23 protein-coding genes and 1 pseudogene are annotated in these 25,478 nt (G+C 59.5%); 13 read left to right on the top strand and 11 right to left on the bottom strand.

What is annotated here, in order from left to right; translation table 11 throughout:
- Positions 1 to 41: 41 nt before the first annotated feature.
- The 3 genes from AK821_RS19270 to nhaB all read left to right on the top strand — a co-directional run bounded on the left by AK821_RS19270 (position 42) and on the right by nhaB (position 3,457).
- On the top strand, positions 42 to 308 hold the full coding sequence (locus AK821_RS19270) for a hypothetical protein (protein WP_064391127.1): 267 nt from the start codon (positions 42 to 44) through the stop codon (positions 306 to 308).
- A gap of 282 nt (positions 309 to 590) precedes the next feature.
- Positions 591 to 1,880, top strand: coding sequence for a hypothetical protein (locus tag AK821_RS19265; protein ID WP_064391126.1), 1,290 nt, complete (start codon positions 591 to 593; stop codon positions 1,878 to 1,880).
- Between the two features lie 74 nt (positions 1,881 to 1,954).
- Entirely contained in the window at positions 1,955 to 3,457 is a 1,503-nt protein-coding gene (nhaB, locus tag AK821_RS19260; RefSeq protein WP_064391125.1) for a sodium/proton antiporter NhaB, read from the top strand.
- Positions 3,458 to 3,581: 124 nt separating this feature from the next.
- On the opposite strand, the gene AK821_RS19255 is transcribed toward nhaB, so the two are convergent.
- From AK821_RS19255 to gnd, 3 genes are read right to left on the bottom strand one after another with little or no spacing between them, the layout of a single operon-like run.
- Positions 3,582 to 4,403 (bottom strand): Cof-type HAD-IIB family hydrolase, encoded by an 822-nt coding sequence (locus AK821_RS19255; RefSeq protein WP_064391124.1) that lies wholly within the window; start codon positions 4,401 to 4,403, stop codon positions 3,582 to 3,584.
- Entirely contained in the window at positions 4,400 to 5,923 is a 1,524-nt protein-coding gene (gene zwf / locus AK821_RS19250) for a glucose-6-phosphate dehydrogenase (protein WP_064391123.1), read from the bottom strand. Before zwf ends, AK821_RS19255 begins: the two co-directional genes overlap by 4 nt.
- Positions 5,920 to 6,900: a phosphogluconate dehydrogenase (NAD(+)-dependent, decarboxylating) gene (gene gnd, locus AK821_RS19245; RefSeq protein ID WP_008082539.1), complete on the bottom strand. Its 981-nt coding sequence runs from the start codon at positions 6,898 to 6,900 to the stop codon at positions 5,920 to 5,922. Before gnd ends, zwf begins: the two co-directional genes overlap by 4 nt.
- A gap of 273 nt (positions 6,901 to 7,173) precedes the next feature.
- On the opposite strand from gnd, the gene AK821_RS19240 reads away from it, so the two are divergent.
- The 4 genes from AK821_RS19240 to AK821_RS19225 all read left to right on the top strand — a co-directional run bounded on the left by AK821_RS19240 (position 7,174) and on the right by AK821_RS19225 (position 12,167).
- A complete protein-coding gene (locus tag AK821_RS19240) occupies positions 7,174 to 7,356 on the top strand; it encodes a DUF6026 family protein (RefSeq protein ID WP_064391122.1) in 183 nt (60 codons plus the stop codon).
- A gap of 199 nt (positions 7,357 to 7,555) precedes the next feature.
- Complete coding sequence (locus AK821_RS19235) at positions 7,556 to 9,304, top strand: phosphoethanolamine transferase CptA (protein ID WP_064391121.1); 1,749 nt, start codon at positions 7,556 to 7,558, stop codon at positions 9,302 to 9,304.
- Between the two features lie 180 nt (positions 9,305 to 9,484).
- Complete coding sequence (locus tag AK821_RS19230; RefSeq protein ID WP_064391120.1) at positions 9,485 to 11,731, top strand: TonB-dependent siderophore receptor; 2,247 nt, start codon at positions 9,485 to 9,487, stop codon at positions 11,729 to 11,731.
- Between the two features lie 226 nt (positions 11,732 to 11,957).
- The gene (locus AK821_RS19225; protein WP_064391119.1) at positions 11,958 to 12,167 is read left to right on the top strand and encodes a hypothetical protein; all 210 of its coding nucleotides are present in this window, start codon (positions 11,958 to 11,960) and stop codon (positions 12,165 to 12,167) included.
- Between the two features lie 85 nt (positions 12,168 to 12,252).
- Here AK821_RS19225 and AK821_RS19220 read toward each other — a convergent pair whose 3' ends face one another.
- The 3 genes from AK821_RS19220 to zapE all read right to left on the bottom strand — a co-directional run bounded on the left by AK821_RS19220 (position 12,253) and on the right by zapE (position 14,669).
- Positions 12,253 to 12,750: a GNAT family N-acetyltransferase gene (locus AK821_RS19220; RefSeq protein WP_064391118.1), complete on the bottom strand. Its 498-nt coding sequence runs from the start codon at positions 12,748 to 12,750 to the stop codon at positions 12,253 to 12,255.
- Positions 12,751 to 12,951: 201 nt separating this feature from the next.
- Positions 12,952 to 13,533, bottom strand: coding sequence for a DinB family protein (locus AK821_RS19215; RefSeq protein WP_064391171.1), 582 nt, complete (start codon positions 13,531 to 13,533; stop codon positions 12,952 to 12,954).
- Positions 13,534 to 13,550: 17 nt separating this feature from the next.
- Positions 13,551 to 14,669 carry a cell division protein ZapE gene (zapE, locus tag AK821_RS19210; RefSeq protein ID WP_064391117.1) on the bottom strand — a complete coding sequence of 373 codons (1,119 nt, stop codon included), beginning with the start codon at positions 14,667 to 14,669 and terminating at the stop codon, positions 13,551 to 13,553.
- Between the two features lie 224 nt (positions 14,670 to 14,893).
- Between zapE and AK821_RS19205 the strand changes: the two genes are divergently transcribed.
- A complete protein-coding gene (locus tag AK821_RS19205) occupies positions 14,894 to 15,946 on the top strand; it encodes an aldo/keto reductase (RefSeq protein WP_064391116.1) in 1,053 nt (350 codons plus the stop codon).
- A gap of 81 nt (positions 15,947 to 16,027) precedes the next feature.
- Here the strand turns inward: AK821_RS19205 and speB are convergent, their stop codons facing one another.
- Positions 16,028 to 16,987: an agmatinase gene (gene speB / locus AK821_RS19200; RefSeq protein WP_064391115.1), complete on the bottom strand. Its 960-nt coding sequence runs from the start codon at positions 16,985 to 16,987 to the stop codon at positions 16,028 to 16,030.
- 16 nt (positions 16,988 to 17,003) lie between these two features.
- A pseudogene (locus tag AK821_RS19195) lies at positions 17,004 to 18,096 on the bottom strand (polyamine ABC transporter substrate-binding protein).
- 99 nt (positions 18,097 to 18,195) lie between these two features.
- Between AK821_RS19195 and AK821_RS19190 the strand changes: the two are divergent.
- The 3 genes from AK821_RS19190 to AK821_RS19180 all read left to right on the top strand — a co-directional run bounded on the left by AK821_RS19190 (position 18,196) and on the right by AK821_RS19180 (position 21,318).
- Positions 18,196 to 19,122, top strand: a complete 927-nt coding sequence (locus AK821_RS19190; RefSeq protein WP_064391114.1) for a LysR family transcriptional regulator — start codon at positions 18,196 to 18,198, stop codon at positions 19,120 to 19,122.
- Positions 19,123 to 19,309: 187 nt separating this feature from the next.
- A complete protein-coding gene (locus AK821_RS19185; RefSeq protein WP_064391113.1) occupies positions 19,310 to 20,776 on the top strand; it encodes a nucleobase:cation symporter-2 family protein in 1,467 nt (488 codons plus the stop codon).
- A gap of 68 nt (positions 20,777 to 20,844) precedes the next feature.
- Positions 20,845 to 21,318: an LEA type 2 family protein gene (locus AK821_RS19180; RefSeq protein ID WP_064391112.1), complete on the top strand. Its 474-nt coding sequence runs from the start codon at positions 20,845 to 20,847 to the stop codon at positions 21,316 to 21,318.
- 180 nt (positions 21,319 to 21,498) lie between these two features.
- On the opposite strand, the gene AK821_RS19175 is transcribed toward AK821_RS19180, so the two are convergent.
- Complete coding sequence (locus AK821_RS19175; RefSeq protein WP_064391111.1) at positions 21,499 to 22,422, bottom strand: carbon-nitrogen hydrolase family protein; 924 nt, start codon at positions 22,420 to 22,422, stop codon at positions 21,499 to 21,501.
- 84 nt (positions 22,423 to 22,506) lie between these two features.
- Here AK821_RS19175 and AK821_RS19170 point away from each other — a divergent pair, with 84 nt between their 5' ends.
- A complete protein-coding gene (locus AK821_RS19170; protein ID WP_064391110.1) occupies positions 22,507 to 23,415 on the top strand; it encodes a LysR family transcriptional regulator in 909 nt (302 codons plus the stop codon).
- A 6-nt stretch (positions 23,416 to 23,421) separates the two neighbouring features.
- On the opposite strand, the gene AK821_RS19165 is transcribed toward AK821_RS19170, so the two are convergent.
- Positions 23,422 to 23,676, bottom strand: a complete 255-nt coding sequence (locus tag AK821_RS19165) for a hypothetical protein (protein WP_007917411.1) — start codon at positions 23,674 to 23,676, stop codon at positions 23,422 to 23,424.
- A 154-nt stretch (positions 23,677 to 23,830) separates the two neighbouring features.
- Between AK821_RS19165 and AK821_RS19160 the strand changes: the two genes are divergently transcribed.
- Positions 23,831 to 24,148 carry a DUF883 family protein gene (locus AK821_RS19160; protein ID WP_016982860.1) on the top strand — a complete coding sequence of 106 codons (318 nt, stop codon included), beginning with the start codon at positions 23,831 to 23,833 and terminating at the stop codon, positions 24,146 to 24,148.
- 72 nt (positions 24,149 to 24,220) lie between these two features.
- On the opposite strand, the gene AK821_RS19155 is transcribed toward AK821_RS19160, so the two are convergent.
- Positions 24,221 to 25,261, bottom strand: a complete 1,041-nt coding sequence (locus AK821_RS19155) for an Ldh family oxidoreductase (protein WP_064391109.1) — start codon at positions 25,259 to 25,261, stop codon at positions 24,221 to 24,223.
- Between the last annotated feature and the right edge of the window lie 217 nt (positions 25,262 to 25,478).

The raw sequence follows: 25,478 nt of genomic DNA, 5'->3' as shown, positions 1-25,478 counted from the left end.
ACGGCAGATCATTTGATTGGGCACTATAGAGAGACGATCCCATGACCGCCCCGCTCCGTATCAACGAAGCTCTTTTGATTGCCAACCACGCCTTCAAACCCTTTCAATGTGTGGCTTGGGCGCCACAAGACGGCAACGGCGAATTGAGCCTGACCGTCGTCGACCGCACCAACTCGCACATTGGTCGCAAGCAGATTCCAAGCAGTGCCTATTCCGATCCGGCACAACTGGAGCAACTGCTGCAACAAGCTCGCGCCGAGTTGAGCAAAGAAGGCCATCTGTTGCAATCGTGGTCGATGCCGCACTAATACCGGAACAATGCGGATGACCTCGAGTCATCCGCCCGTGTTTTCTTAGTTGCACTATCTATTTACCCACTGCTTACTTTTGTACAACTTTCAGCGTGCGCTTTCGGCGCGACTGCTTGGCACACTTGCTATTGGTACAAAAAGACACTGTTCTGGCACAGTCTGACCCTCCGCCTGTTAGTTCTAACAGTTGTACTTCTTCCGCTTCAGGGATTGAATGTTCCGCTCATGCAGTAAACCTCCCAATCCAGGGTATTGGTCTACTCGCAAGGAGACGCGTGCATGTCGACCCAGAGCTCTTGCACCCGATTGGAGCGAATAAACCAGGCCGGCCAACTGGACCCTGCTTTTGCCGGCAATGGTATCGCTCAAGTGTATTTTGCCGACAGTCTTTCCAGCATGACCCACGGTGTCGCGGTTGATCGGCAAGGTCGTGTGCTGGTCGCAGCGAAAGTCAAAACCCGGAACGGTAGCTGTTTCGGGCTGGCGCGCTTGCTTGCAGACGGCTCGGCAGATTTGAGCTTCGGTCGGCAGGGTAGCGTCATCGGCATGTTTTCATCCGGGTTCGGCAGCATGGCCGGCAAAGTCCAGCTGCTGCCCGACGGCAGAATTCTGCTGGCTGGCCTGCACTACGAGACCGACCATTGCACCCTGCCCGGCCTTGCCCTTTTCGATGATCGGGGTTGCCCGGACCCGGATTTCGGCGATAACGGTTATCTGGTGGTACGCCTGCCCGGCGACCTGTCGATGGGCACACTCGACGAGTGGCTGCCACCGGGCATTCCGGGCGCCGAAGCGTGTGACATGGCGGTGCAGGACGACGGCCATATCCTGTTGGTTGCCAATCATCACTTCGAATGCGCCGACCACGCGGGCATGCTGATTCGCCTCACAGGCAATGGCCAACTCGACAAGACTTTCAACGGTCGCGGTTTTGTCATGGTTCGTCATCTGCTCCTCAACACCTGGCTGAGCAGTCTGTCGTTGCAACAGGACGGACGGATTTTGGTCGGTGGTTCAATGAGCTTCCCTCAGGAAGGTCTGCTTGCGCGCTACCTGGCGGATGGCCGGCTCGACGAAACCTTCGCTATCGATGGCTTCATGGCCTTCACAGCCCACGGACACGGCGCGCTGGTCAATCAGGTGGTTGAGTCGGCGGAGCATCTTCACTGCTTCGGCAGCAGCCGTGATCCGATTCGCTGCATGACCCTGAACCTGCATCGTAACGGTCGTGCGCAGCTACATTGCAACTCAGGCCTGCCGCAACTGCTGGACATCGGCCATAGCGGTTGCCAGTGGAATGCCGCCCAGCGCATGCAAGACGGCCGGATTATCGCCGTCGGTGCGACGATTGGCGGGTTCGAGGCAGACTTCGTAGTCGCGCGTTTTTTACCTGACGGCCACCTCGATCAAACGTTCGGTGATGGCAACGGCTGGCTGCGTACGCGTTTGGGTCGCAGCCTGGACATGGCCAATTCACTGGCCGTGCAAGCGGATGATGCGATCCTCGTGGGCGGCTACTCGCTGGATGGCAACTATCGGGCAATGGTGGCGCGATACCTTAACGATTGAAAAACACGGACTGTACTTGATCTTCGGCAACGCATCCGGCAACTTGCGCGCTTCTAAAAGACAAGGAGCAACCGATGTCCGGTTCAATGGCCCAGGCGTTTGCGCACAACTTTCTCGGTCAATCGCCGCGCTGGTACAAGGCGACCATCGTCGGTTTTCTGATCCTCAATGCACTGGTCCTGTTCACGGTTGGCCCCGTCGCGGCTGGCTGGTTGCTGGTCATCGAATTCATCTTCACCCTGGCGATGGCGCTCAAGTGCTATCCATTGATGCCCGGCGGCTTGTTGTTGATCGAAGCACTGCTGCTGAAGATGACCACGCCGCAGGCTCTTTACGATGAGTTGCTGCACAATTTTCCGGTGATCCTGCTGCTGATGTTCATGGTGGCGGGCATCTACTTCATGAAGGATCTGCTGCTATATCTGTTTTCGCGCCTGTTGTTGGGCGTGCGCTCCAAAGCGATGTTATCGCTGATGTTCTGTTTTCTTTCGGCATTCCTCTCGGCATTCCTCGATGCACTAACGGTGACGGCGGTCATTATCAGCGCCGCTGTCGGTTTTTACTCGGTCTACCATCGGGTGGCGTCGGGCAATGACCCGCGTCAGGACAGTGAGTTTGGCGACGACCAGAACCTGCCCAAACTGCATCACAACGATCTGGAACAGTTCCGCGCGTTCCTGCGCAGCCTGCTGATGCACGGTGCCGTCGGCACGGCATTGGGCGGTGTCTGCACACTCGTCGGCGAGCCGCAGAACCTGCTGATCGGCCATGAAATGGGTTGGCATTTCGCCGAGTTCTTCCAGAAAGTCGCACCGGTGTCGATGCCGGTGCTGGCAGCTGGCCTGGTGACCTGTGTGTTGCTGGAGAAATTGCGCTGGTTCGGTTACGGCACGCTGCTGCCGGATAACGTGCGTGCCGTGCTGGCCAACTACGCCGCTGAAGACGACGCCGAGCGTACACCGCGCCAACGCGCTGCGCTGCTGGTGCAAGGTGCAGCGGCATTGATCCTGATCGGCTGCCTGGCCTTTCACATTGCTGAAGTCGGTCTGATCGGTCTGATGGTGATTGTTTTGATCACCGCATTTACCGGCATCACCGATGAGCATCGTCTGGGCAGTGCCTTCAAGGACGCTATGCCGTTTACAGCGTTGCTGGTGGTGTTTTTTGCGGTGGTGGCGGTGATTCACGATCAACAGTTGTTTGCGCCGCTGATTCAATGGGTGCTGGCGCTGCCGGTGGAGCAACAACCAGGCATGCTGTTCATTGCCAACGGCTTGTTGTCGGCAATCAGCGACAACGTGTTCGTCGCAACCATTTACATCACCGAAGTGAAGCAGGCATTCCTCGCCGGGCACATGAGCCGTGAGCATTTCGAGACCTTGGCGATCGCAATCAACACCGGCACCAACCTGCCGAGCGTAGCCACGCCGAATGGTCAGGCGGCGTTTCTGTTCCTGCTGACGTCGGCGATTGCACCGCTGGTGCGCTTGTCGTACGGGCGGATGGTGTGGATGGCGTTGCCGTACACCGTCGTGATGGGATTGCTGGGCTGGTATGCAGTAAGTTACTGGCTCTGACCAATACCGCGTAAAAACTGTAGGAGTGAGCCTGCTCGCGATAGCGGTGTGTCAGCCCAAGAAATGGTGACTGATAAATTGCTATCGCGAGCAGGCTCACTCCTGCATTTGGTTTTGGGTGGAGTCAGTGAGGGAGGATGTATTTTTCGATCGCTTGGGCGACGCCGTCTTCGGTATTGGGGGCGGTGACCACGTCGGCCTGACGCTTTACCGCCTCTTCGGCCTGGCCCATGGCGATCGACAGTCCGGCGCAATGGAACATCGCCGGGTCGTTGCCGCCGTCGCCGATTGCGGCGGTCTGTTCCAGCGGCACCCCCAAGTGCTCGGCCAAGGTCGCCAGCGCCGTGCCCTTGTTAGCCTCCAGTGCCGTCACGTCGAGATACACCGGTTGCGAGCGCGAGACTTGCGCCATGCCGTTGACCTTCGGCAGCAAGCGCGCCTCCAATTCAATCAACAGCTCGGTGTTGTTACTGGTCGCAACGATCTTGTCAATGTGCTCCAGATACGGCTCGAAACTCTCGACCACCACCGGCGGATAACCGAGGCCATGCTGTTCGCGCGGCACCATCGGCCCGTGCGGATCCTTGAGCAACCAGTCGCCGCCGCTGAATACCCAGATTTCGACATCAGGCTGATCGGCAAACGTCGCCAGCGCAATCAACGCCGTGGTGGCCGGCAAGTAATGCGCGACCAGCAAACTGCCATCCGGGTTAACGATGGAGCCACCGTTGAACGCCGCCGTCGGCAGATCAACACCCAAGGCTTCGATCTGCTGCAACATGGCTTTCGGTGGCCGCCCGGTGGCGAGGCTGAATAACACGCCGGCTTCGCGCAACGAACGCACCGCATCAATAGTGCGCTGACTCAGCGAGTGATCCGGCAGCAACAGCGTGCCGTCCATGTCACTGAGCAGAAAACGGACAGGTTGTTTCGACAAATCACTCATCCGAGGCCGTGCCAGACGCGGCCATCGCGAGTCAGCAGATCTTCGGCGGCTTGCGGGCCGTCGTTACCGGCGGCGTAAGCTTGCACGCTCGCATCCTGCTGCCAGGCGTCGAGGAACGGCTGAACGGCGCGCCAGCCGTTCTCGATATTGTCGGCGCGCTGGAACAGCGTCTGGTCGCCGGTCAGGCAGTCATAGATCAGCGTTTCGTAGCCGGTCGATGGCTGCATCTCGAAAAAGTCTTTGTAGGCAAAACCCAACTCGATGTTGGCCATGTTCAGCGCCGGCCCCGGCCGCTTTGCCAGCAAGTCGAACCACATGCCTTCGTTCGGCTGGATCTGGATGCGCAGGTAGGTCGGCTGCAACTCATCGACTTCGGTATCACGGAACTGCGCGTACGGTGCCGGTTTGAAGCAGATGACGATCTCGGTGTCGCGCACGCTCATGCGCTTGCCGGTGCGCAGGTAGAACGGCACGCCAACCCAGCGCCAGTTGTCGATCATCACCTTCAGCGCCACGTAGGTTTCCGTGGTGCTGTCAGGGGATACGTTGGGCTCCTGGCGGTAGCCGTTCAACGCCTTGCCATCGACTTCGCCGGCGCTGTACTGGCCACGTACCGAGTTGGCCCGCGCCTCTTCAGTCGTCCACGGGCGGATCGCACCGACGACCTTGGCCTTCTCACCGCGCACCGCATCGGCGCCGAATGCGGCCGGCGGTTCCATGGCAACCATGGCGAGCAACTGGAACAGGTGATTGGGCACCATGTCTCGCAGGGCGCCGGTGTGTTCGTAAAAACTGCCACGGGTTTCGACACCGACGGTTTCGGCGGCGGTGATCTGCACGTGGTCGATGTAATGGTTGTTCCAGAACGCTTCGAACAGGCTGTTGGAGAACCGGCTGACCAGAATGTTCTGCACGGTTTCCTTGCCCAGGTAATGGTCGATCCGATAGATCTGCTTCTCGGACATCACCTTGAGCAAACAGGCGTTCAACGCTTCGGCAGTGTGCAGATCGGAGCCGAACGGCTTCTCGATCACTACCCTTCTGAACGCTTCTGGATTCTCTTCAAGCAAACCGGCGCTGCCGAGTCGGCGCACCACTTCACTGAAGAAACGCGGCGCGGTGGCCAGGTAGAACACCGCATTACCGGTGCCGCTGTCGGCGATTTTCGCCGCCAGGGCTGAATAGGTGCTGTCGTCCAGAAAGTCGCCCTGGACGTAGCTGATACCTCTGGCGAGCTTGGCCCACAAGGCCGGATCCAGCATCTGATCGCCCTTGCCGACTTTCGCCGCCACTTCGGTACGGATGAAGTCTTCGAGCTTCTGCGCGAAGGCCTCATCGGTAATGGCGTTGTGGTCAACGCCCACGATCCGCAGGTTTTCGTCAAGCAAGCCGTCGCGACTGAGGTTGTACAGCGCCGGCATCAGCAAGCGCTTGACCAGGTCGCCGTGGGCACCGAACAGGAACAGCGTGGTCGGTGGTGCGGGTTCTGCCTTGGATTTCCTGCGGATCGTATGGGTCATTTCTTCGGTGTCTCCACGTGGCCGCCGAAGCCGAAGCGCTGGGCCGAAAGGATCTTGTCGCCAAAGGTGCCCTGACCGCGCGAGCGGTAGCGCGAGAACAGCGAGTTCGACAGCACCGGTACCGGCACCGCTTGCTCCATGGCCGCTTCGATGGTCCATTGACCCTCGCCGCTGTCGGCAACCGAACCGGAGAAGCCGTCGAGCTTCGGATCGCTGGCCAGTGCGTCGGCAGTCAGGTCGAGCAACCACGAGGAAACGACGCTGCCGCGACGCCAGACTTCAGCGATATCGGCGACGTTCAGATCGAAACGCTGATCTTCCGGCAGGCGCTCGCTGGATTTGGTCTTGAGGATATCGAAGCCCTCGGCGAACGCAGCCATCATGCCGTACTCGATGCCGTTGTGAATCATCTTCACGAAGTGCCCGGCACCGGCAGGACCGGCATGGATGTAACCGTGCTCGGCACGGTGGTCATCGGACTTGCGATCCTTGGTACGCGGGATGTCACCCATGCCCGGCGCCAGTGCGGCGAACAGCGGGTCGAGGCGCTGCACGGTTTCAGCGTCGCCGCCGATCATCATGCAATAGCCGCGCTCCAGGCCCCAGACGCCGCCGGAGGTGCCGACGTCGATGTAGTGCAGGCCCTTCTCGTTCAGGGTCTTGGCCCGGCGAATATCATCCTTATAGTTGGTGTTGCCGCCGTCGATGATGGTGTCGCCGGCTTCAAGCAGTGTGCTCAGGGTGTTGATGGTGTCTTCGGTCGGCGCGCCGGCCGGCAGCATGACCCAGACCGCACGCGGTTTGGCCAGACCGGCAACCAGTGCTGGCAGGTCTGCGACGCCCGTGGAGCCCTCGGCGACCAGGTTATCGATGAAAGCGGTATTGCGGTCGTAAACAACGGTGGTGTGACCGTTGAGCATCAGACGTCGCGCAATATTGCCGCCCATGCGGCCCAGTCCAATAATCCCGAGTTGCATGTGCTGATGCTCCTTACTACAAATAAATGTGTGTCATGGGTTATAGCCCAACGCGACTGATGGAGGTTAGTCCAGAGCGTTGCGATGAAGTTTCCGTGCATTGTGCCCGAATCAGACTGATAACGCCCCGAAACGTGGCGAAGACACACCGACCATGAAAAATAAAAAAGTTCCATTCACAGGCAAAAGAAATCAAAATTGGCGCCGATAGTAAGTCAGCAGCCAAAAACGGCAGCGACTTACAGTTGATGCACGCCATTTGCGAGGTGAGCAATGGGCACAGTACACACAGCAATGCCGCCACAAACCCTGTACGTGACAATCCGTCGCGATGAATTGCGCCAGTTGAAAGACGAGCGTGACCAACTCAAGCAGGAGCTGGCGCAACTGCGCGCGTTGACTCAGGGCGCTCAGCCCAAACCTCTGCCGGTTGTCCAGCGCCACCCGCACGCCTGATCTCCCCGCCTGCTTCGGGAGCGACCTGTGTCGTTCCCGACATGATCCAGCCCTTTGTGTAATCTGCAACTAACAAAGTTTTCACATTAGCTTGGCGATACTCCGGCGCATTCTGGCCGGGCGTACGCGTTCGGCCTCCGTTCGTCGGTTTCATGGAAGCTTTCCGGCGGTGGTTGTGACGATCGAGCTGGAGTGCTGAATGGCATTGTTCAAACGCAGCAAAACGACTGCGACAGGTTTCGACTGGGCCGGTTTTCTCTGGCTGTTCGTTTTCTTCTGGTACTTCTCGGGTATTACCCAACTGCTGATCCAGCTCACCGGTACCTCCGGCTTCACCGGGTTCCGGCAGGCATTCGTGATGAGCGCCATCTGGCTGGCACCGATGCTGCTGTTTCCCAAGCGCACCAAACTGCTCGCCGCGGTGATCGGCGTCGTGCTTTGGGCCTGCTCCATGGCCAGCCTGGGTTACTTCTTCATCTATCAGCAGGAGTTCTCTCAGAGCGTGATCTTCATCATGTTCGAGTCGAACGTGTCCGAAGCCGGCGAGTACATGACCCAGTACTTTGCCTGGTGGATGGTTCCGGCGTTCCTCGCCCATACCCTGTTCGCCTATTTCCTGTGGACCCGTCTGCGCCCGGTGTACCTGCCCCGTGGCCGTGCGTTGGTGGCGGCGACGGCCATCGTGGTCGCCGTTGTCGGTTACCCGCTGATCAAGCAAACCCTGCGCACCGGCAGCTTCGCCGAAGGTTTCGAGAAATTCGAAACCCGTATCGAACCGGCGGTACCGTGGCAGATGGCAGTGGCCTATCATCGCTATCAGGAAACCCTCGCCGACATGCAGGGCATGCTGCACAACGCGAGCAAGATCGCGCCGCTGAAAAACCTCAAGGACGCAACGGCCAATCAGCCGGCAACGCTGGTGCTGGTCGTCGGTGAGTCGACCAATCGTCAGCGCATGAGCCTCTATGGCTACCCGCGTAAAACCACGCCAGAACTGGACAAGCTCAAAGACCAGTTGGCGGTGTTTGACAACGTCATCACGCCACGCCCTTACACGATCGAGGCGTTGCAGCAGGTGCTGACGTTCGCCGACGAAGAAAATCCCGACCTGTACCTGTCGACCCCGTCGTTGGTCAGCGTGATGAAACAAGCCGGCTACAAGACGTTCTGGATCACCAACCAGCAGACCATGACCAAGCGCAACACCATGCTCACGACCTTCTCGGAGCAGGCGGACGAGCAGGTGTACCTGAACAACAACCGCAACCAGAATGCCGCCCAGTACGACGGCGACGTGATCGAGCCGTTCAACAAGGCGCTGGCCGATGCGGCGCCGCGCAAGCTGATCGTGGTGCACTTGCTGGGTACACACATGAGCTATCAATATCGTTATCCGCCGAGCTTCGACAAGTTCCAGGATCGCAACGGTGTGCCAGCCGGTGTGCGCGACGACCAGGTGCCGACTTACAACAGCTACGACAATGCCGTGCTGTACAACGACTTCGTGGTGTCGAGCCTGATCAAGGATTACGCCAAAGCCGATCCGAACGGCTTCCTGCTGTACCTCTCCGACCACGGTGAAGACGTCTTCGACTCGGTCGGCCACAACACCCTGGGGCGCAACGAAAACAAACCGACCGCGCCGATGTACACCATTCCGTTCATGGCCTGGGCGTCGCCGAAATGGCGCGAGAATCATGACTGGAACTTCGCCGGGGATTTGAGCCGGCCGTACAGCAGCTCCCAGTTCATCCATACCTGGGCGGATCTGGCCGGATTGAGCGCTGACGAGCTGGATCGCAGCCGCAGCCTGGTCAGTGACAGCTTCAAGCCGCGTCCGCTGATGATCGGCAATCCTTACGAACGCCAACAGCGGCCGCTGATCGACTTCAGTCTGATGAAGCCGAAACAGCCCGATACGTCCATAGCAGAGGCTACCGAGCAGTAAACACAAAAGGGGCCAGACATCGGCCCCTTTTTATTGCACACCCCCTGATCTGCGGCAGCGCCCAGCAAGTACGAAAACGCTTTCAAATAATAATATTTCTCGTTTGACACTAAATCGCAGGTCCTCGCTTCGTCTTTGAACAAACGGATTTTTTCCCTCGAAGACAAGGAGTCGGCTGCGATGTTCGCGCCCATCACCCGTTCCATGACCCTCACGCTTGGCATGTGCAGCGCTGCTTTGAGCGCCGAACTGCTGGCTGAAAACGCGACTGAAAAATCGCCAGAGCCCGCCAGTTCAGCACTGGAACTGGCCTCAACCAATGTCACTGCTCAAGGCCTGGGCACCACGACCGAAAACACCGATGCGTACACCACTGGTGCGATGAGCACTGCGACAAGGATGAACCTGTCGATCAAGGAAACACCGCAATCGGTGTCGGTGGTGACTCGCCAACAGATGGATGATTTCAAACTCGGTACATTGTCCGAGGCCATGAGACAGACCACCGGTATTGTCGTACAACACCTTGACTCGGACCGAGTCGACTATTCCTCGCGCGGCTATTCAATCAACAATTTCCAGATTGACGGCATGCTCAACACCTTCGACCGGATGAAATCCGATTCCGATACCATCATCTACGACCGCATCGAAGTGGTTCGCGGGGCGACGGGGTTGACCACCGGTGCAGGCGACCCTTCGGCGACCATCAACATGGTGCGCAAACGACCGACCACCCGGTTACAGGCGCTGGCCGGCGTCAGCGGCGGCAGCTACGACGATTACTACAGCTACGTCGACGTCGGTGGCCCGCTGGCCTTCGACGGCCGCTTGCGTGGACGGACGGTACTGGCTTATCGCGACAGCCAGTCAATCCGCGACAAATACGCGCTGCAACGCGAAGTCGGCTACGGCATTCTCGAAGCCGACCTGAGCGAGTCCACTGTGCTGGCCGTCGGTTACGACTATCAGGACAAACACGTGCAAGGCACCGCCTGGGGCACCGTACCGTACTGGAATGCCGATGGCAGCAAAGCCGGACTCGGTCGCTCGACCAACATGGCGACTTCGTGGAGTTCCTGGCCGCTGCGCGACAAGACCGCTTTCGCCACGCTCGACCAGCAACTGGCAGCGGGCTGGCATCTGAAAGCCGCGTATACCCATCGCAACAGTGACAGCGACGGCAAGACTTACTACGGCGGTGGCGGCTTCCCCGAAGCCGACCGCAGCGGCATGAGCGCCTACATGGGACACATGATCGGCGAGCAGAGCATGAAGGCTTATGACTTCAACGTCTCGGGCCCCTATTCACTGCTCGGACGCGAACACGAAATGATGTTCGGCTATGGCGAAGCCGAGCGCCGCGCCGATTCGCCCTATGCCTACGACGGCCCGCGTGCAGCGGATTACGAAAGCATCCGTGACTGGAAGTACATGGGCGATATCGCCAAATTCCCTGATACCGTTACCGGCCTGAGCGGCTCAAAAGGCAAAACCCGGCAAAAGGCCGGTTATCTGGCAACACGCCTGAGTTTCACTGACCGATTACATGCCGTGCTCGGCAGCCGCTACGGCAGTTGGGAGGAATCCAGTCGGGACAGCTACTACAACAGTCAGTTGCAGTTGACCAGGATCGATGCCACCAGTCAGAGCCAGAACGACGTCTGGACACCTTATGCCGGCCTGCTCTATGACCTGACACCGGAATACACCGCGTACGTCAGCTACACCGACATCTTCAAACCGCAGAGCAATCGCGACAGCAGTCGCAACTACCTCGATCCGGTCGTTGGCAGCAATTACGAACTGGGTCTCAAGGGCAGCCTGTTGGAGGAGCGCCTGAACCTGTCGACAGCGTTGTTCTGGAGCAAACAGGACAACTTTGCCGAAATCGACGATTCGGTCGCACCGGATCCCGTCACCGGCGAAGAGTTCTACAAGAGCGGCGGCAAGGGTAACAAGGTCAATGGTTTCGAAGCCGAGGTCTCGGGTGAGATTCTCAACGGCTGGAACATGACCGCCGGCTACACCTACACCCACTCCGCCGATGGCGAAAAGCAACGCAGCAACACCAACCAGCCATTGAACATGTTCCGTTTGTCCACGGCGTATCATTTGCCGGGCAACTGGAACGCCCTGACTGTCGGCGGCACCGTGAACTGGCAGAGCGACGTCTACCGCACCGCCAACCGCCCGGTCGGGCGCGGCGCCAACGGGCGGATCACCACCGAACGTACGCGGATCAATCAGGACGCCTACACCGTGGTCAACCTGATGTCGCGCTATGAGTTCGACAAGCACCTTTCGGCATCGCTGAACGTCGACAACCTGTTCGACAAGAAATATTACGACAACGTCGGCTTCTACAACGGCGTGTACTGGGGTGATCCACGCACAGTGACATTGAGCCTCGACTGGAAGCTCTGATCCCTTCAACACGCCACTAACCCTGTGGCGAGGGGGCTTGCCCCCGTTGGACTGCGCAGCAGGCCCCTGCTTTTTGCCATCAAAAGCGCGAGTCGCTTCGCGACCCGACGGGGCAAGCCCTCTCGCCACAGGTGCACTTAACCCCGAGTTAATTGCGCGGGGAGAAAATCTCCCCCGAGTTCTGCTTCATGGACGAACGGCTCCGACTTGTTCAGTAGGAGGCACCATGAAAATCACTACCGCAATCCTTACCGGGCTATTCGCCCTGGGTTCTGCCAGCGTCTTTGCCGAAGGCGGCGCTGAGCGCATGCGTTATTACTACGACAACTTCCCGGTTCACCACGCCCCGAGCGAGCAGCAGAGCGACGCCAACGCGAAAGAAATTCGCGTTCCCGCCGATCAGACTGCGCAGGTGACCGAGTCCTATCGCAACTGAGATTCACCGAGCAACCGATGGACCTCCCAAGTCTCCGCTCTGGCCTGGGAGAAGACAGTTGGGCGCCCTCTTCGGGCGCCTTTTTTTATGCCTGCAGTTCCTTGATCCAGAACAGCATGCGCCCGTGCTCCGGATTGAACATGCCTGGCGCGAAGCCGAATTTGCCGTAGGCGTTCTGCGCCACGGCGTTACCTTCGAGCACTTCGAGGGTGATCTTGCAGCAGCCGCGCTGGCGGGCGATGTCCTCGACTTTGCGTAGCATTTTCTGACTCAGACCAAGTCCACGAAATTTGCCTACCACCGCTACGTCGTGCACGTTGACCAAGGGTTTGCAGGCAAACGTCGAAAACCCCTCGAAACAGTTCACCAACCCTGCCGGCTCGCCACCGACAAAGGCCAGCACACTGAATGCGTGCGGTCGACGGGCCAATTCTTCCGGCAAGCGCCGTAGCAGATCGGGATCCAGCGAATGACCGCCACCCATAGGGTCTTCGGCGTAATGATTGAGCACGATGCCGATGGCCTCGGCGTGCAGTGGATTGGTGTAGCTGGCTTGAAGCACAAGAATCTCTGCGGAATCCATTTCCATCCCCGAACACACAAATGCCCCGGCGCGCAAAGTGCACGCTGATAGGCCGCTCGACCTTAGCGCGGGCGTGATCCGCCGGGCAACCCGCAACAGCAAAAGATCAAAAGATCAAAAGATCGCAGCCTTCGGCAGCTCCTACATTGAAATACCGTACTCTCTGTAGGAGCTGCCGAAGGCTGCGATCTTTTGCTGTTATCAATGCCCCCAAATCAACGCTTCAGTCCAGCCGAGCTCGACGAAGTCCTGCGCACGCAGGGCACTTTCACCGGCACAAAAAAACTCGTCCAGTTGCGGCGGTTTCACCGACGTACCGCTAAGCATCGCGTGCACTTGGCCACGGTGATGGATCTGGTGCTCGAACAGGTGCGACAGCATGCGCAGTCGGCTGTCGTGCTGCGGTGTGTCGCGGGCGATGGTGACGATGCGGGCAAGGTCCGCATCGCGTAATTGCTCGCAATAGGCGATCAGACGCCGATCAACGTGCGCCTGTTGTTCACGCAACGGGGCAGCTTCGGAGAACGGCTCGTCCTGATTGAAAAACACATAACAGTCAGGATGCGGCTCGGCGCCGCGCCGTTCGCGTTCCAATGCGTCAACGTAGAACCAGTCGCAGGTCAGGATGTGATTGAGGGTCAGGCGAATACTCGGGAAAAAACTCATCCGGGGCGCGGCCAGCTCGGCGTCGTCAAGTTGCGACCAGGCCTTGGCCAAGCGGTGATTGGCCCAGGCGTTTTGATAGGCCATGGTCAGCAAGTGATGGGATAGCGGTTGACTCATGGTGGCGCCCTCTTCACTCAAGCGTTGGCAAAACGCTGCAATTGCATCTCCTGCAAGCGGCTGAGGGTCCGGCGGAAGGGAAATTCCAGATAACCCTCGGTGTACAACGCGTCCATTGGCACCTGCGCCTCGATGTACAGCGGCACTTTGCGGTCGTAGCACTCGTCGACCAGCGCAATGAAGCGGCGCACGCCGTCGTCATGCACTGACAATTGCGGCAGTTCGCGATCCCCGGCGATCACCCGCTGAGCGCCGTCCTCGGTGCCTCGGGCAATGCGGCCTTCGCGTTTCCGGGCGCTGAGATTGGGCACGTCGCTCATCAGAATAGCCCGATAGCTATCGCACAGCGCGATGAAATCCATGGCGGCAAACGGTTGTTCGCAAAGATCAGCGTAGCGGCACCACAGCACCGACTCACTGGCCTGAACCACGTTCAGAATCCGATGGCCGACCGGCACGGGTTCGCTGCTGGAGCTCTGTCCCTGTGTCAGCGCCTGAAACACCTCGCTCAGTGCGCTGGCCGAATCCGGCGTGGTGACAAAGTAACGTTGCTCGATGGCGCCAGGGTGCAAGCGATGGTCCTCGGCGCCATTGACCGGGACAACTTGCATATGCGCCTTGAGCGCGGTAATCGCCGGGGTAAAGCGGTCACGATTGAACCCATCGGCATACAGTTCATCTGGCGGCAGATTGGAGGTGCAAACCACGACGACGCCCTCGTCGAACATCACCTGAAACAAACGGCCGAGAATGATCGCGTCGCCGATGTCATTGACGAACAGTTCGTCGAAACACAGGACCCGCACTTCATTCGCCAGTTCTTTGGCCAGCGCGCGCAACGGGTCGGCGATGCCGGTCAACTGGAAAGAACGCTGATGCACCCAGCCCATGAAATGATGAAAGTGTTGACGCCGGGCCGGCACCCGAAGGCTCTGATAGAACTGATCCATCAGCCAGGTCTTGCCGCGCCCGACCGGCCCCCACAGATAAACGCCGGTGACCGAATGGTCACCGGCATGCAAGGCTTCGTGGCATTTCTGTAACACCCAGACCGCGTGTTCCTGGGCTTCATCCTGGATGAAGCCGTTGTGTTGAACAGCGTTTTGCCAGGCACTTAAAGGGGAGTCGAAAGTCATGCGCGGCAGTATGCCACGATGCTCACAGGGAGATATCCAGCCGTGCGGTTTTCCCCTGCTGGTTACGCTGGCGTGCCGGCAACGGCGACAGCGCAAGCTTGCACTGCGATGACTGACCGTTGAGCGACATGCGTCTTGACAGCAAATATTACCAGCATCATATTGACCTCATATTTCGCTCGTAATTTTATTTCCACTGAGCGATCTTCATCGAGGGCGTTGCCATGCACTACAAGGTTTTTGGCCGTAAAACCGGCCTGCGCGTTTCAGAATTGGCGCTGGGCGCCGGCAACTTCGGCACCGGCTGGGGCCATGGCGCGGAACGTGATGAAGCCAAACGCATCTTTGATGGCTATCTCGATGCCGGGGGCAACTTCATTGATACCGCCAATGGCTATCAAGGTGGGCAATCGGAATCGATGCTCAGTGAATTCATTGCCCCGGAGCGTGATCATCTGGTGATCGCCACCAAATACAGTATGGGTACTACACCGGCAGACGGCATTTCCCACACCGGCAACAGCCGTAAAAATATGGTGCGCGCGGTCGAAGAGAGTCTGAAACGTCTGAACACCGATCACATTGATCTGTTCTGGGCGCATATCAGCGATGGCGTGACGCCCATGGAAGAAATCCTGCGTGGGTTTGATGACCTTGTACGCGCGGGGAAAATTCATTACGCCGGACTGTCAAACTTTCCGGCATGGCGCATTGCTCGCGCCGACCTGCTCGCGGAGATCCGCGGCTTCGCGCCAATTGCGGCGATTCAGGTCGAATACAGCCTGGCCGAACGTAGCGCCGAGCGCGAATTGCTGCCCATGGCGGAAGCCCTCGGTTTGGCAGCCACGCTGTGGTCACCACTGGGCGGCGGCTTCCTCACCGGCAAATATCGCAACAGCGATGACAACAACCGTGCCGCCAAACTCGGCATGTTGGTGCATGCGGAAAAAAGCGCGCGGGAAACCGCCCTCCTCGACACCTTGCTTGCCGTCGCCGCAGAACTCGACGCCAGCCCGACCCACGTCGCCATTGCCTGGCTGCGGGAAAAAGCCAAACGCTCGACCACTGCGCTGATTCCGATCCTTGGGTCGCGCACCCGTGAACAACTCGATGCCACCCTGGGTGCACTCGACGTGCAATTGAGCGATGATCAACTGGCCCGACTCGATGTCATCAGCAGCACGGCGGCGGGTGTTCCCCACGAGACGATTGTCAGCTCGACACCGCGTTTTACCGGTTCGCAGATACTGGATTTGCCTAAGGTTCCGGTGGCGTAAGACGGTTGGAGTCTGCTCACGAAGGCGCTAGGTCAGTTAGAAACAGACTGGCTGAACTGGCGTCTTCGCGAGCAGGCTCAATCAGTGATCGACTTTGTGTCGGGCGGCGTAGAGGCAGAGCATTTCCATCGCCAACGTGGCGGCGGCCAGTGAGGTGACGTCGGCGTGATCGTACGCCGGGGCGACTTCGACAACGTCCATGCCGACCAGATTGATTCCGCGCAAACCACCGAGAATCTCCAGTGCCTGCACCGTACTCAGACCACCGCACACCGGCGTCCCGGTGCCGGGCGCGAAAGCCGGATCGAGGCAGTCGATATCGAACGTCAGGTACACCGGGTTATCGCCGACCCGTGCGCGAATCGCTTCGACGATCGCCTCGCAGCCACGCCGGTGCACTTGTCGTGCATCGAGCACCTGAAACCCCATGTGATCATCATTGGTGGTGCGCAAGCCGATCTGCACCGAACGCGCCGGATCAACCAGCCCCTCACGCGCGGCATGCCAGAACATGGTGCCGTGATCGACACGCTTGCCCTCCTCGTCCGGCCAGGTGTCGCTGTGCGCATCGAAATGGATCAGCGACAGCCTGCCATATTTGCGCGCATGGGCCTTGAGCAGCGGGTAACTGATGAAATGGTCGCCGCCGAAGGTGAGCATGGCGCTGCCGGCATTGAGAATGTGCTCGGCATGAGCTTCGATGCTTTCCGGGATGCTGTGCGGTGAGCCGTAATCGAAATTGCAGTCGCCATAATCGACGACGGCCAAATGATCGAACGGGTCGAACGCCCACGGCCAGTGGCGCTCCCAGGCAATCCCGGTGGACGCCGCGCGAATCCCGCGTGGCCCGAAACGTGCGCCGGGACGGTTGCTGGTGGCGGTGTCGAACGGGACGCCGCTGACAGCGACATCGACGCCGCGCAAATCCCGGCTGTAGCGCCGGCGCATGAAACTGGTGATGCCGGCGTAGGTGCTTTCGGCGGCGGTGCCGTAGAGGCTATCGCGAGTCATCGCCTGATCGTTCTGCATTGGCACGTCCATCTCGGCGCTCCTTTTGTTATTGATGGCTACGGAAAGTGGTCCACAGACGCGTACGCTGACGCATGTCCTTGAGGCTCATGCTGCGGTCGGCGTACAGCCGATTACGCACGTCGGCCGGTGGGTAGATGTCGGGGTCATTGCGCACCGCCTCATCCACCAGCGGTGTCGCTGCCTGGTTGGCAGTGGCCAAAAAACAGCGTGTTGGTCAGCTCGGCCACCGAGTCGGGGCGCAACATGAACTCGATGAACGCGCGCGCGGCCTGGGGATGCGGCGCATCCTTGGGAATCGCCAGATTGTCCTGCCAGACCAGCGTGCCTTCCTTCGGAATGCGATAAGCCACTTCGAACGGTTTGTTGGCCTTGCGCGCCTGGTCGGCGGCCATGCTTGCGTCACCGTTGTAGGTCAGTGCCAGGCAAACATTGCCGCTGGCCAGATCATTGATCTGCCGACCGGTGGCGACATAGAGCACTGACGGTTGCAGTTTCTGCAACAACGCCTCGGCGGCGGCAAGATCATGCTTGTCGGTGCTGTAGGGATCTTTGCCCAGATAGTGCAGCGCCAGGCCGATGACCTCTTGAGGCGAATCGAGGATCGCAATCCCGCAGTCCTTGAGCTTGCTCGCGTATTCGGGCCTGAACAGCAGATCAAGGCTGTTCAGCGGCACATCGGGCAGCCGCTGCTGCACCGCTTCGACGTTGATGCCCAAGCCCAGAGTGCCCCAGGTATAAGGCACGCCATAACGGTTGCCGGGGTCGACAGCGGCAAGTTTTTCCAGCAGATCCGGATCAAGATTGGCGTAGCCCTTGAGTCCCTCACGGGCGATCTCCTTCATGGCCCCCGCCGCCAAACCGCGCGCCAGCACACTGGACGACGGCACCACCACGTCGTAACCGCTGCCGCCAGTGAGCAGTTTGGTTTCCAGTACCTCAGAGGTATCGAAGGTGTCGTAACGCACGTGAATGCCGGTTTCCTGCTCGAAACGCTGCAGGGTTTGCGGCGGCACGTAATCGGCCCAGCTATAGAGATTGAGGGTTTTCTCCTCGGCCTGAGCATTGATGACCACGGACAACAACAGCGCGGGGAAACACAGCTTGAACACGGGAGCCATGACGAACACCTGACCGGAGAAAGTGGTGGCAGAATGCGCCGTCGCATACATTAGAAAAATAGCCGAATAATTATCCTAACTTTACCCCGGAGTAATGTGATGCTCGGTCAACTCCACGATGTCGATCTGCAGTTGCTGCGCCTGTTCGTCCGCGTGGTTGAATGCGGCGGTTTCAGCGCCGCACAGGGTGATCTGGGTCTGAGTCAATCAAGCATCAGCCAGCAAATGGCCAAACTCGAAACCCGCCTCGGCTATCGCCTGTGCAGCCGGGGCAAAGGAGGTTTCAGCGTGACGCCCAAAGGCGAGCAATTGTTGCTGGCGGCACGCAGTCTGTTTGAATCGATCGAAACGTTTCGCCATCAATCCAACGGTGTCGCTGGACGCTTGATCGGCGAAGTGCGTCTGGGCATTTCCGAGGCGGTCGGACAATCGGTACTGCAGCGCGTCGCCGAGGCGATCCGGCGGTTTCGCGAGCGTGACGAGTCGGTACGCATCGAGCTGATCAGCGCGATGCCCGCTGAGATGGAGCGCCTGCTGCTGCAACAGCGGCTGGACCTGGCGATCGGATATTTTTCGCAGGTGCAAAGTGCATTCGACTATTGCCAGTTATTCAGTGAAACCCAGCATTTGTATTGTGCGCCGGGGCATCCGTTATTCAGCGATCCGGCACCGAACGATGCGGCGCTTGAGGCGTGTGACCGGGTCGATCATCCCTACCGTTTTCTGCGCAGCGACGAGCCGTTTCAGGGCAAGGTCTGTTCGGCGCGTTCGGAACAAGTCGAAGGCACTCTTGCCTTTATCCTGTCGGGCAAACACGTCGGCTATCTGCCCGATCACTATGCGCGGGGCTGGCAGGACAAAGGGTTGCTGCGCACCGTGCGTGAAGGCGCGTTGAGCTTTGAGGTGGCGTTTCATCTGGCCCGGCATCGGGCGCAGGTGCCGGGGGATGCGCAAAAAGCGTTTGAACAGGACTTATTGGCGGCCTTCAAACCTGTGCAGGAGCTGCCGGAGGCTGCGATCTTTTGATCTTGATCCAAAAAAACAAAATCAAAAGATCGCAGCCTCCGGCAGCTCCTACAGAATGGGTTCGGCTCCTCACTCCAATAAAACCTGACCTTTCAGGCAATTATTGCTCGTTGCCCTCGCTGCCCTCTTCCGGCATTCTGCGCCTCCATTTTCTGACCCGGCCTCGCCTCACGGCGCGCAAAACACCATGACCGCCTCTGAAAAAGTCCCACGCAACAACGATCTGCTCTACGGCCTCAACGACCGTCCGCACCTGACCGCCACCGTGTTTGCCGCGCTGCAACACGTATTGGCCAGCTTTGTCGGCATCATCACCCCGACCCTGATCATGGGCGGCGCCCTCGGCCTGCACAGCGAAATCCCCTACCTGATCAGCATGGCGCTGTTCGTCTCTGGCCTCGGTACTTTCGTCCAGGCCAAGCGGTTCGGCCCGGTCGGTTCGGGGTTGTTGTGTCTGCAAGGCACCAGTTTTTCCTTTATCAGCGTGATTCTCAGCGCCGGATTCATGGTCAAGGCTCGCGGCGGCGGCACTGACGAGATTCTCTCGACAATCTTCGGTGTGTGCTTCTTCGCCGCGTTCATCGAAGTGGTGCTCAGCCAGTTCATCGGCAAACTGCGCATGCTGATCACGCCGGTAGTGACTGGCACAATCATCACCTTGATGGGCCTGTCGTTGATCAAAGTGGCGATGACCGACATTGCCGGCGGTTTTGGCGCAGCGGATCTGGGCGCATCCAGCCATCTGTTTCTCGCGGCACTGGTGATCGGCACGATCGTTGTGCTGAACCGCGTCGACGTGCCGTTCCTGCGCCTGGGCGCAATCGTCATCGGGCTGACGCTTGGCTACGTGGTGGCCTGGTTGATGGGCACGGTGGATTTCGCCTCGATGCCTGAGGTACCGCTGGTCAGCGTACCGGTGCCGTTCAAATACGGTTTCAATTTCGACTGGGTGGCTTTCGTCCCGGTCGCGGTGATTTTCCTCGTGTCGCCGCTGGAAGCTGCGGGCGATCTGCCCGCCAACTCGATGATCTCGCGGCAACCGGTCAAAGGCCCGCTGTACATCCGCCGCATCAAGTCCGGCCTGCTCGCCGACGGCCTCAACTCGGCTATGGCTGCGGTGTTCAACAGCATGCCGATGGTGACCTTTGCGCAGAACAACGGGGTGATTCAGTTGACCGGTGTGGCCAGCCGTTACGTCGCCTTCTTCATTGCCGGTCTGCTGGTGATACTGGGCCTGTTCCCGATGATCGGCGCGGTGTTGCAGTTGATGCCAAAACCGGTGCTGGGTGGCGCCGAACTGGTGATGTTCGGCACCGTCGCCGTCGCCGGTATCAAGATCCTCGCTGAAGCCGGTCTGCATCGGCGCAACATGCTCATCGTTGCCATTTCGCTGGGCATGGGCCTGGGCATCGCGGCGGTACCGGAAGTCCTGCGTGAGCTGCCGCAAGCGCTGCGCAACATTTTCGAATCGCCGATCACCGTCGGGGCGTTGTGCGCTATCGTGCTGAATATCTTCCTGCCGGAAGAATTCATTGAGCTTGAAGAGGACGATTTCGATCCGGAAGCTTCTATTCTTCAGGTCATGGAAAACCCGGAGATGCCGGCCAAGGGTGAACCTGCCCGGCCAGCGGCTGTCGCACAGTTGAACCGATAACGTCTGGCCTTTTGATAGAAAGGGCTGCACCGGCAACGGTTCAGCCCTTTTTAGTTGAGAGACCGTTCATGCGCCGCCTACACGCCGTCATGCTGTCAATGCTTCTGCTGTCGCTCAGCGCCTGTGCGCTGTTCCCCAACCGTGATCCGGTGAACATCAACGTGGTCGGCCTCGAACCCTTGCCGAGCCAGGATCTGGAAGTTCGCTTCGCGATCAAGATTCGCGTACAGAACCCCGATGAAACGGCTATCGACTACAACGGCATCGCGCTGGATCTGGAGGTCAACGGCCATTCGCTGGCGTCCGGTGTCAGCGATCAGAGTGGCTCGATCGGGCGTTTTTCGGAAACCATCGTCAGCGTCCCGGTCAGCGTTTCGGCGTTCTCGGTACTGCGCCAGACACTCGGCCTGAGCCAGACGCAAACCCTCGACAACCTGCCTTACGTGCTGCGCGGCAAGCTCGCCGGTGGCGTGTTCGGCACCATGCGCTTTGTCGACAGCGGCACCCTGAGCCTGCCCAAGGCGACTGCCGCGACCTGGTAAAAATGCCGTAGTCTCCAAGCTTTATTACTCACAATCATGGAGGCTGCAGGTTTATGGAAGGCACCCCACGCTGGACACCGAGCGGCTGATCCTGCGTCCGCTGAAATTGGTCGACGCCCAGGCGATACGAGTAGTAGCTGCCGCAGCCTGCGGCAGCTACAGGGTGTTGCAAGTCAACGATCAGGTGTTGAAGCGTACGCCGGGTTTCGCGCGCTCATCCACAGTCAACTCGAACACGTCCGGCCGCGCATAGTGCCCCACCACATCGTAGTCATACCGTGCGCGCACCAGTTCATCGGTGTCGATCTCGGCGGTCAACAGCCCGGCCTCACCGCGCAACGGCCCAGCCAGCACATCGCCCATCGGCCCGACAATCACGCTGCCGCCGGCAATCAATGGCCGATCCGCCGGCCAATTGGCAACGTCTATCCCCAAATCATTCGGCGACGCCTGCACCTGGCACGCACTGACCACGAAGCAGCGCCCTTCATGCGCAATGTGACGCATGCTGACCTGCCACATCTCGCGCTCATCCACGGTCGGCGCGCACCAGACCTCGATGCCCTTGGCGTACATCGCCGTGCGCAGCAATGGCATCATGTTTTCCCAGCAGACCACCGCGCCAAGCTTGCCGACCTGGCTGTCGAGCACCGGTAAGGTCGAGCCATCGCCCTTGCCCCAGATCAGCCGCTCGGTGCCGGTCGGCATCAGTTTGCGGTGTCTGGCCAGCAATCCGGCTTGCGGGTCGAAATACAGCACCGTGCAATACAAGGTGCTGCCCGCCCGCTCGATCACACCGATCACCAGATTGGCGCCGGTGCGTGCGGACAAACCGGCCAGTGCTTCGGTTTCCGCGCCCGGCACATCGATGGCGTTGGCGAAGTAACGCGCATAGGCCTCACGCCCCTCAGGCAATCGATAGCCCAATTGCGTGCCGAAACTTTCGCCTTTCGGATAACCACCGAGCACGGCTTCCGGCATCACCACCAGTGCCGCGCCGGCTTCGATGATTGCGTTTTCCCAACCAAGAATCTGTTCCAGGGTTTGGCCTTTACCGCCGGGCAAGGCGCCGATTTGCAGGGCTGCAACAATTGACCTGGGCATCGCGATCACTCCATCAGCTTGAGAGGTTGCTGATTCTCCGGCGCCAAGGGATCATGAATAAAGCCCTGATCACTGCTGAATGATATGAGCCAAATGAATATCGCCAACGTCGACCTCAACCTGCTGAAAGTCTTCGAAGCCCTGCACGAGGAATCGAGCGCGAGCCGCGCGGCCCTGCGTCTGAACGTGACTCAATCGGCGGTCAGCGCGGCGCTGCGTCGATTGCGCGAGGTCTATGGTGATCAGTTGTTTGTGCGTACCGGCCGTGGTCTGGCGCCGACACTCCGGGCCAATCAACTGAAACCGGTGGTCAGTGAGGCGCTGAACAAATGTCGGCAAAGCCTGGCCATGGTCGACCCGGCCGCCAATCAGTACGAAGGTCGCTCGGTGACGGTTGGCCTGTCGGATGATTTTGAAATTGCCTATGGTCGTCGCTTGATCGAGGAAATCGCCCGCAGTGCACCGAAACTGCGGCTGATCTTCCGCCAGACCCACAGTCAGATCGTCGCGCGGGCGTTGATGGAACGCAGTATCGACCTGGCAATCACCGCCGGCGGCTTTGCTGAACGCCTGCTCAGCCGGCAGGTATTGGGTGAAGGGGGTTACGCCTGCCTGGTCGACCCGGCGAGCCTTGCGCCGGGGCAGCAGCAAATCACTCTGGAGGAGTTTGTCGCTCGCGAGCACCTTCTGGTGTCGTCCGGCGGGTTTATCGGTATCACCGACGAAGGCCTGGCCGCGCTGGGCCTGAGCCGCCGGGTATGCGCGTCGACGACGCACTTCGCGGCGCTGCCCTATCTGCTCAAGGACAGTCAGGCAGTGGCGACGATTCCGACGCACGCCGCCGAGGGTATCGCTGCGCTCAGCGGTCTGGCATTACTGCCCTGCCCGCTGAACTTGCCGCGCTATCCGATCGAGCTGGGTTGGCGGACCAGTACGCAGATCGATCCAGTGGTCGTCAAAGTGCGCGAGGCGATTGCCGCCAGCTTCAGGTAAAAAGCCTTACTTGTTCGCCGCCATCAGGCGATTGACTTCACTGCGCACCATATTGGCGAATTCCGGCGGCGACATGCCGTCCAGCTCCGCACGCACCCACTCGGCCCACTTGCCTTTACGCTTGCCGCGCTCGCCGAACAGCCGCGCGGCCTCGCCTTTGGCTTTGCCCAGATTGTTCTGCCAGAGTTCGAACAGACGGGATTTCTCATCTTCCAGCGCTGCGCGCTCTGCGAGGGATTTGTCGGCCAGATTGAAACTCATGGGGAATTATCCTGCTGCGTAAAATGGCGACATCTTACACGCTCGACGGAAATCTCCTGCGCAGGTTTTTATTCATGACCTAAATTCAGTGCAACTTTTTACGCTGCGTCACACTCCATTGATCACTGTCCATTCACCTGTAAGGAGTCACCCAATGGCCCGCAAATCCGCCGTTCAAGCGGCCGAAGACCAAATCAAGGATCAGGCCTTCAGCGAACTTCAGGCTCTGATCGAAGAATCGGACAAACTGCTCAAGAGCAGCGCATCGCTGGTCGGTGAAGAAGCGGAAACCCTGCGCGGGCAAATTGCCCTGAAACTGCAGCAGGCGCTGGACTCGGTTTCCAGCGTGCGCGACCGCACCAAGCCGGCCGTCGATGCCACTGAGAGCTACATTGGCGGTCATCCGTGGCAAACAGTGGCAATCTCGGCGGGCTTCGGCCTGGTGGTCGGGTTATTGCTCGGTCGTCGTTGAATCATCGCGAGCATGTAACAGACAAGAAAAAGGCGAGCCCCGTGGCTCGCCTTTTTCGTGTCCGGAACGCACTCAATCCGCGGCCAATTCGCGCAACTGCGCCAAGGTTTGCTCATCCAGCACAATGCCTTCGGCCATTGAGCGGGTGCGCTGCAAATGGCGGCGATCGCCCGGCAAACGCTTCAATCCCACCCCATGCATCTGTCGCACCAGCTCCTGACTGCGCGCGGCAAAGTCCTGCCCCGCGGCTTTGCTCGGATCGATGACGATCAACAACTGACCTGTCCATGGCGTCCGCGCGCCCGGATGATTCGACCAGTCGAACTCGAAGGAAAAATGGCCGCCGGTCAATGCCGCCGCGAGTAACTCCACCATCATCGACAGCGCCGAACCCTTGTGCCCGCCGAATGGCAGCAACGCCCCGCCCTCAAGAATGGCTTTCGGATCGCAGGTCGGCTGACCGAGGCCGTCCACGCCCATACCCGGCGGCAAGCGCTCGCCCTTGCGCGCGGCGATCTGCACATCACCATGGGCGATGGCGCTGGTTGCCAGGTCGAAGACGATCGGTGCGCCGCCGGCACGCGGGGCCGCGAATGCGATCGGATTGGTGCCGAACAGCGGCCGGTCGGCGCCGTGCGGCACCACGCAGGTCATGCTGTTGACCACGCTGAGCGCCACCAGACCTTCTTCGGCAAAAGGCTCGACGTCCGGCCAGAGCGCGGCAAAGTGATGGGAATTGCGAATTGCCAACACCGCGATCCCGGCGTTGCGTGCCTTTTCCACTAATAGCGGGCGGGCCGCCGCAAGCGCCGGTTGCGCAAAGCCGTTGCCGGCATCGACCCGCACGAACCCGGACGCCACGTCCTCAACCAGCGGCACGGCCTGACCGTTGACCCATCCGCTTTTAAGTGTCGAAACATAACCGGGGATACGAAACACGCCGTGACTGTGGGCGCCGTCACGTTCGGCACCGGCACAGTTGGCCGCCAGCGTGCGGGCGACGAGCGCGGACGTTCCGTGGCGCAGGAAAACCTTTTCGAGCAACTGCGTCAGCGCTTCGAGCGACAACGCGGGCGAGACAGCAGAAGACACAGCATCGTGTGGCGCAGACATCTGAAGCTCCAGACTAATTATTGGAGGGAACAACAGCGTACGAACAGCTTGCCCTGCGATTAACCACGTCAGGCCCGGGTGCTGTCAACCGTTCCGAAGCGCTCGCCGAAGCGCCCATGCACATTCGAGCCTCTAACGTGCGGTAACTATGTACCACCCTCTCTCATCGCAAGGCTTTTAGTCTGGCCGTTCAATTCACCGGCGCACTCAACGGCGC

Source organism: Pseudomonas sp. RIT-PI-r (assembly GCF_001297015.1).
Lineage (GTDB): Bacteria > Pseudomonadota > Gammaproteobacteria > Pseudomonadales > Pseudomonadaceae > Aquipseudomonas.
The sequence above is the reverse complement of the archived record's forward strand: the minus strand, read 5'-3'. Positions and strand labels throughout refer to the sequence as shown.

Bases quoted from the DNA above. Each gene is read 5' to 3' on its own strand.
- AK821_RS19270 (WP_064391127.1), top strand. From the start codon at position 42: ATGACCGCCCCGCTCCGTATCAACGAAGCTCTTTTGATTGCCAACCAC.
- AK821_RS19265 (WP_064391126.1), top strand. From the start codon at position 591: ATGTCGACCCAGAGCTCTTGCACCCGATTGGAGCGAATAAACCAGGCC.
- nhaB (WP_064391125.1), top strand. From the start codon at position 1,955: ATGTCCGGTTCAATGGCCCAGGCGTTTGCGCACAACTTTCTCGGTCAA.
- AK821_RS19255 (WP_064391124.1), bottom strand. From the start codon at position 4,403: ATGAGTGATTTGTCGAAACAACCTGTCCGTTTTCTGCTCAGTGACATG.
- zwf (WP_064391123.1), bottom strand. From the start codon at position 5,923: ATGACCCATACGATCCGCAGGAAATCCAAGGCAGAACCCGCACCACCG.
- gnd (WP_008082539.1), bottom strand. From the start codon at position 6,900: ATGCAACTCGGGATTATTGGACTGGGCCGCATGGGCGGCAATATTGCG.
- AK821_RS19240 (WP_064391122.1), top strand. From the start codon at position 7,174: ATGGGCACAGTACACACAGCAATGCCGCCACAAACCCTGTACGTGACA.
- AK821_RS19235 (WP_064391121.1), top strand. From the start codon at position 7,556: ATGGCATTGTTCAAACGCAGCAAAACGACTGCGACAGGTTTCGACTGG.
- AK821_RS19230 (WP_064391120.1), top strand. From the start codon at position 9,485: ATGTTCGCGCCCATCACCCGTTCCATGACCCTCACGCTTGGCATGTGC.
- AK821_RS19225 (WP_064391119.1), top strand. From the start codon at position 11,958: ATGAAAATCACTACCGCAATCCTTACCGGGCTATTCGCCCTGGGTTCT.
- AK821_RS19220 (WP_064391118.1), bottom strand. From the start codon at position 12,750: ATGGATTCCGCAGAGATTCTTGTGCTTCAAGCCAGCTACACCAATCCA.
- AK821_RS19215 (WP_064391171.1), bottom strand. From the start codon at position 13,533: ATGAGTCAACCGCTATCCCATCACTTGCTGACCATGGCCTATCAAAAC.
- zapE (WP_064391117.1), bottom strand. From the start codon at position 14,669: ATGACTTTCGACTCCCCTTTAAGTGCCTGGCAAAACGCTGTTCAACAC.
- AK821_RS19205 (WP_064391116.1), top strand. From the start codon at position 14,894: ATGCACTACAAGGTTTTTGGCCGTAAAACCGGCCTGCGCGTTTCAGAA.
- speB (WP_064391115.1), bottom strand. From the start codon at position 16,987: ATGGACGTGCCAATGCAGAACGATCAGGCGATGACTCGCGATAGCCTC.
- AK821_RS19190 (WP_064391114.1), top strand. From the start codon at position 18,196: ATGCTCGGTCAACTCCACGATGTCGATCTGCAGTTGCTGCGCCTGTTC.
- AK821_RS19185 (WP_064391113.1), top strand. From the start codon at position 19,310: ATGACCGCCTCTGAAAAAGTCCCACGCAACAACGATCTGCTCTACGGC.
- AK821_RS19180 (WP_064391112.1), top strand. From the start codon at position 20,845: ATGCGCCGCCTACACGCCGTCATGCTGTCAATGCTTCTGCTGTCGCTC.
- AK821_RS19175 (WP_064391111.1), bottom strand. From the start codon at position 22,422: ATGCCCAGGTCAATTGTTGCAGCCCTGCAAATCGGCGCCTTGCCCGGC.
- AK821_RS19170 (WP_064391110.1), top strand. From the start codon at position 22,507: ATGAGCCAAATGAATATCGCCAACGTCGACCTCAACCTGCTGAAAGTC.
- AK821_RS19165 (WP_007917411.1), bottom strand. From the start codon at position 23,676: ATGAGTTTCAATCTGGCCGACAAATCCCTCGCAGAGCGCGCAGCGCTG.
- AK821_RS19160 (WP_016982860.1), top strand. From the start codon at position 23,831: ATGGCCCGCAAATCCGCCGTTCAAGCGGCCGAAGACCAAATCAAGGAT.
- AK821_RS19155 (WP_064391109.1), bottom strand. From the start codon at position 25,261: ATGTCTGCGCCACACGATGCTGTGTCTTCTGCTGTCTCGCCCGCGTTG.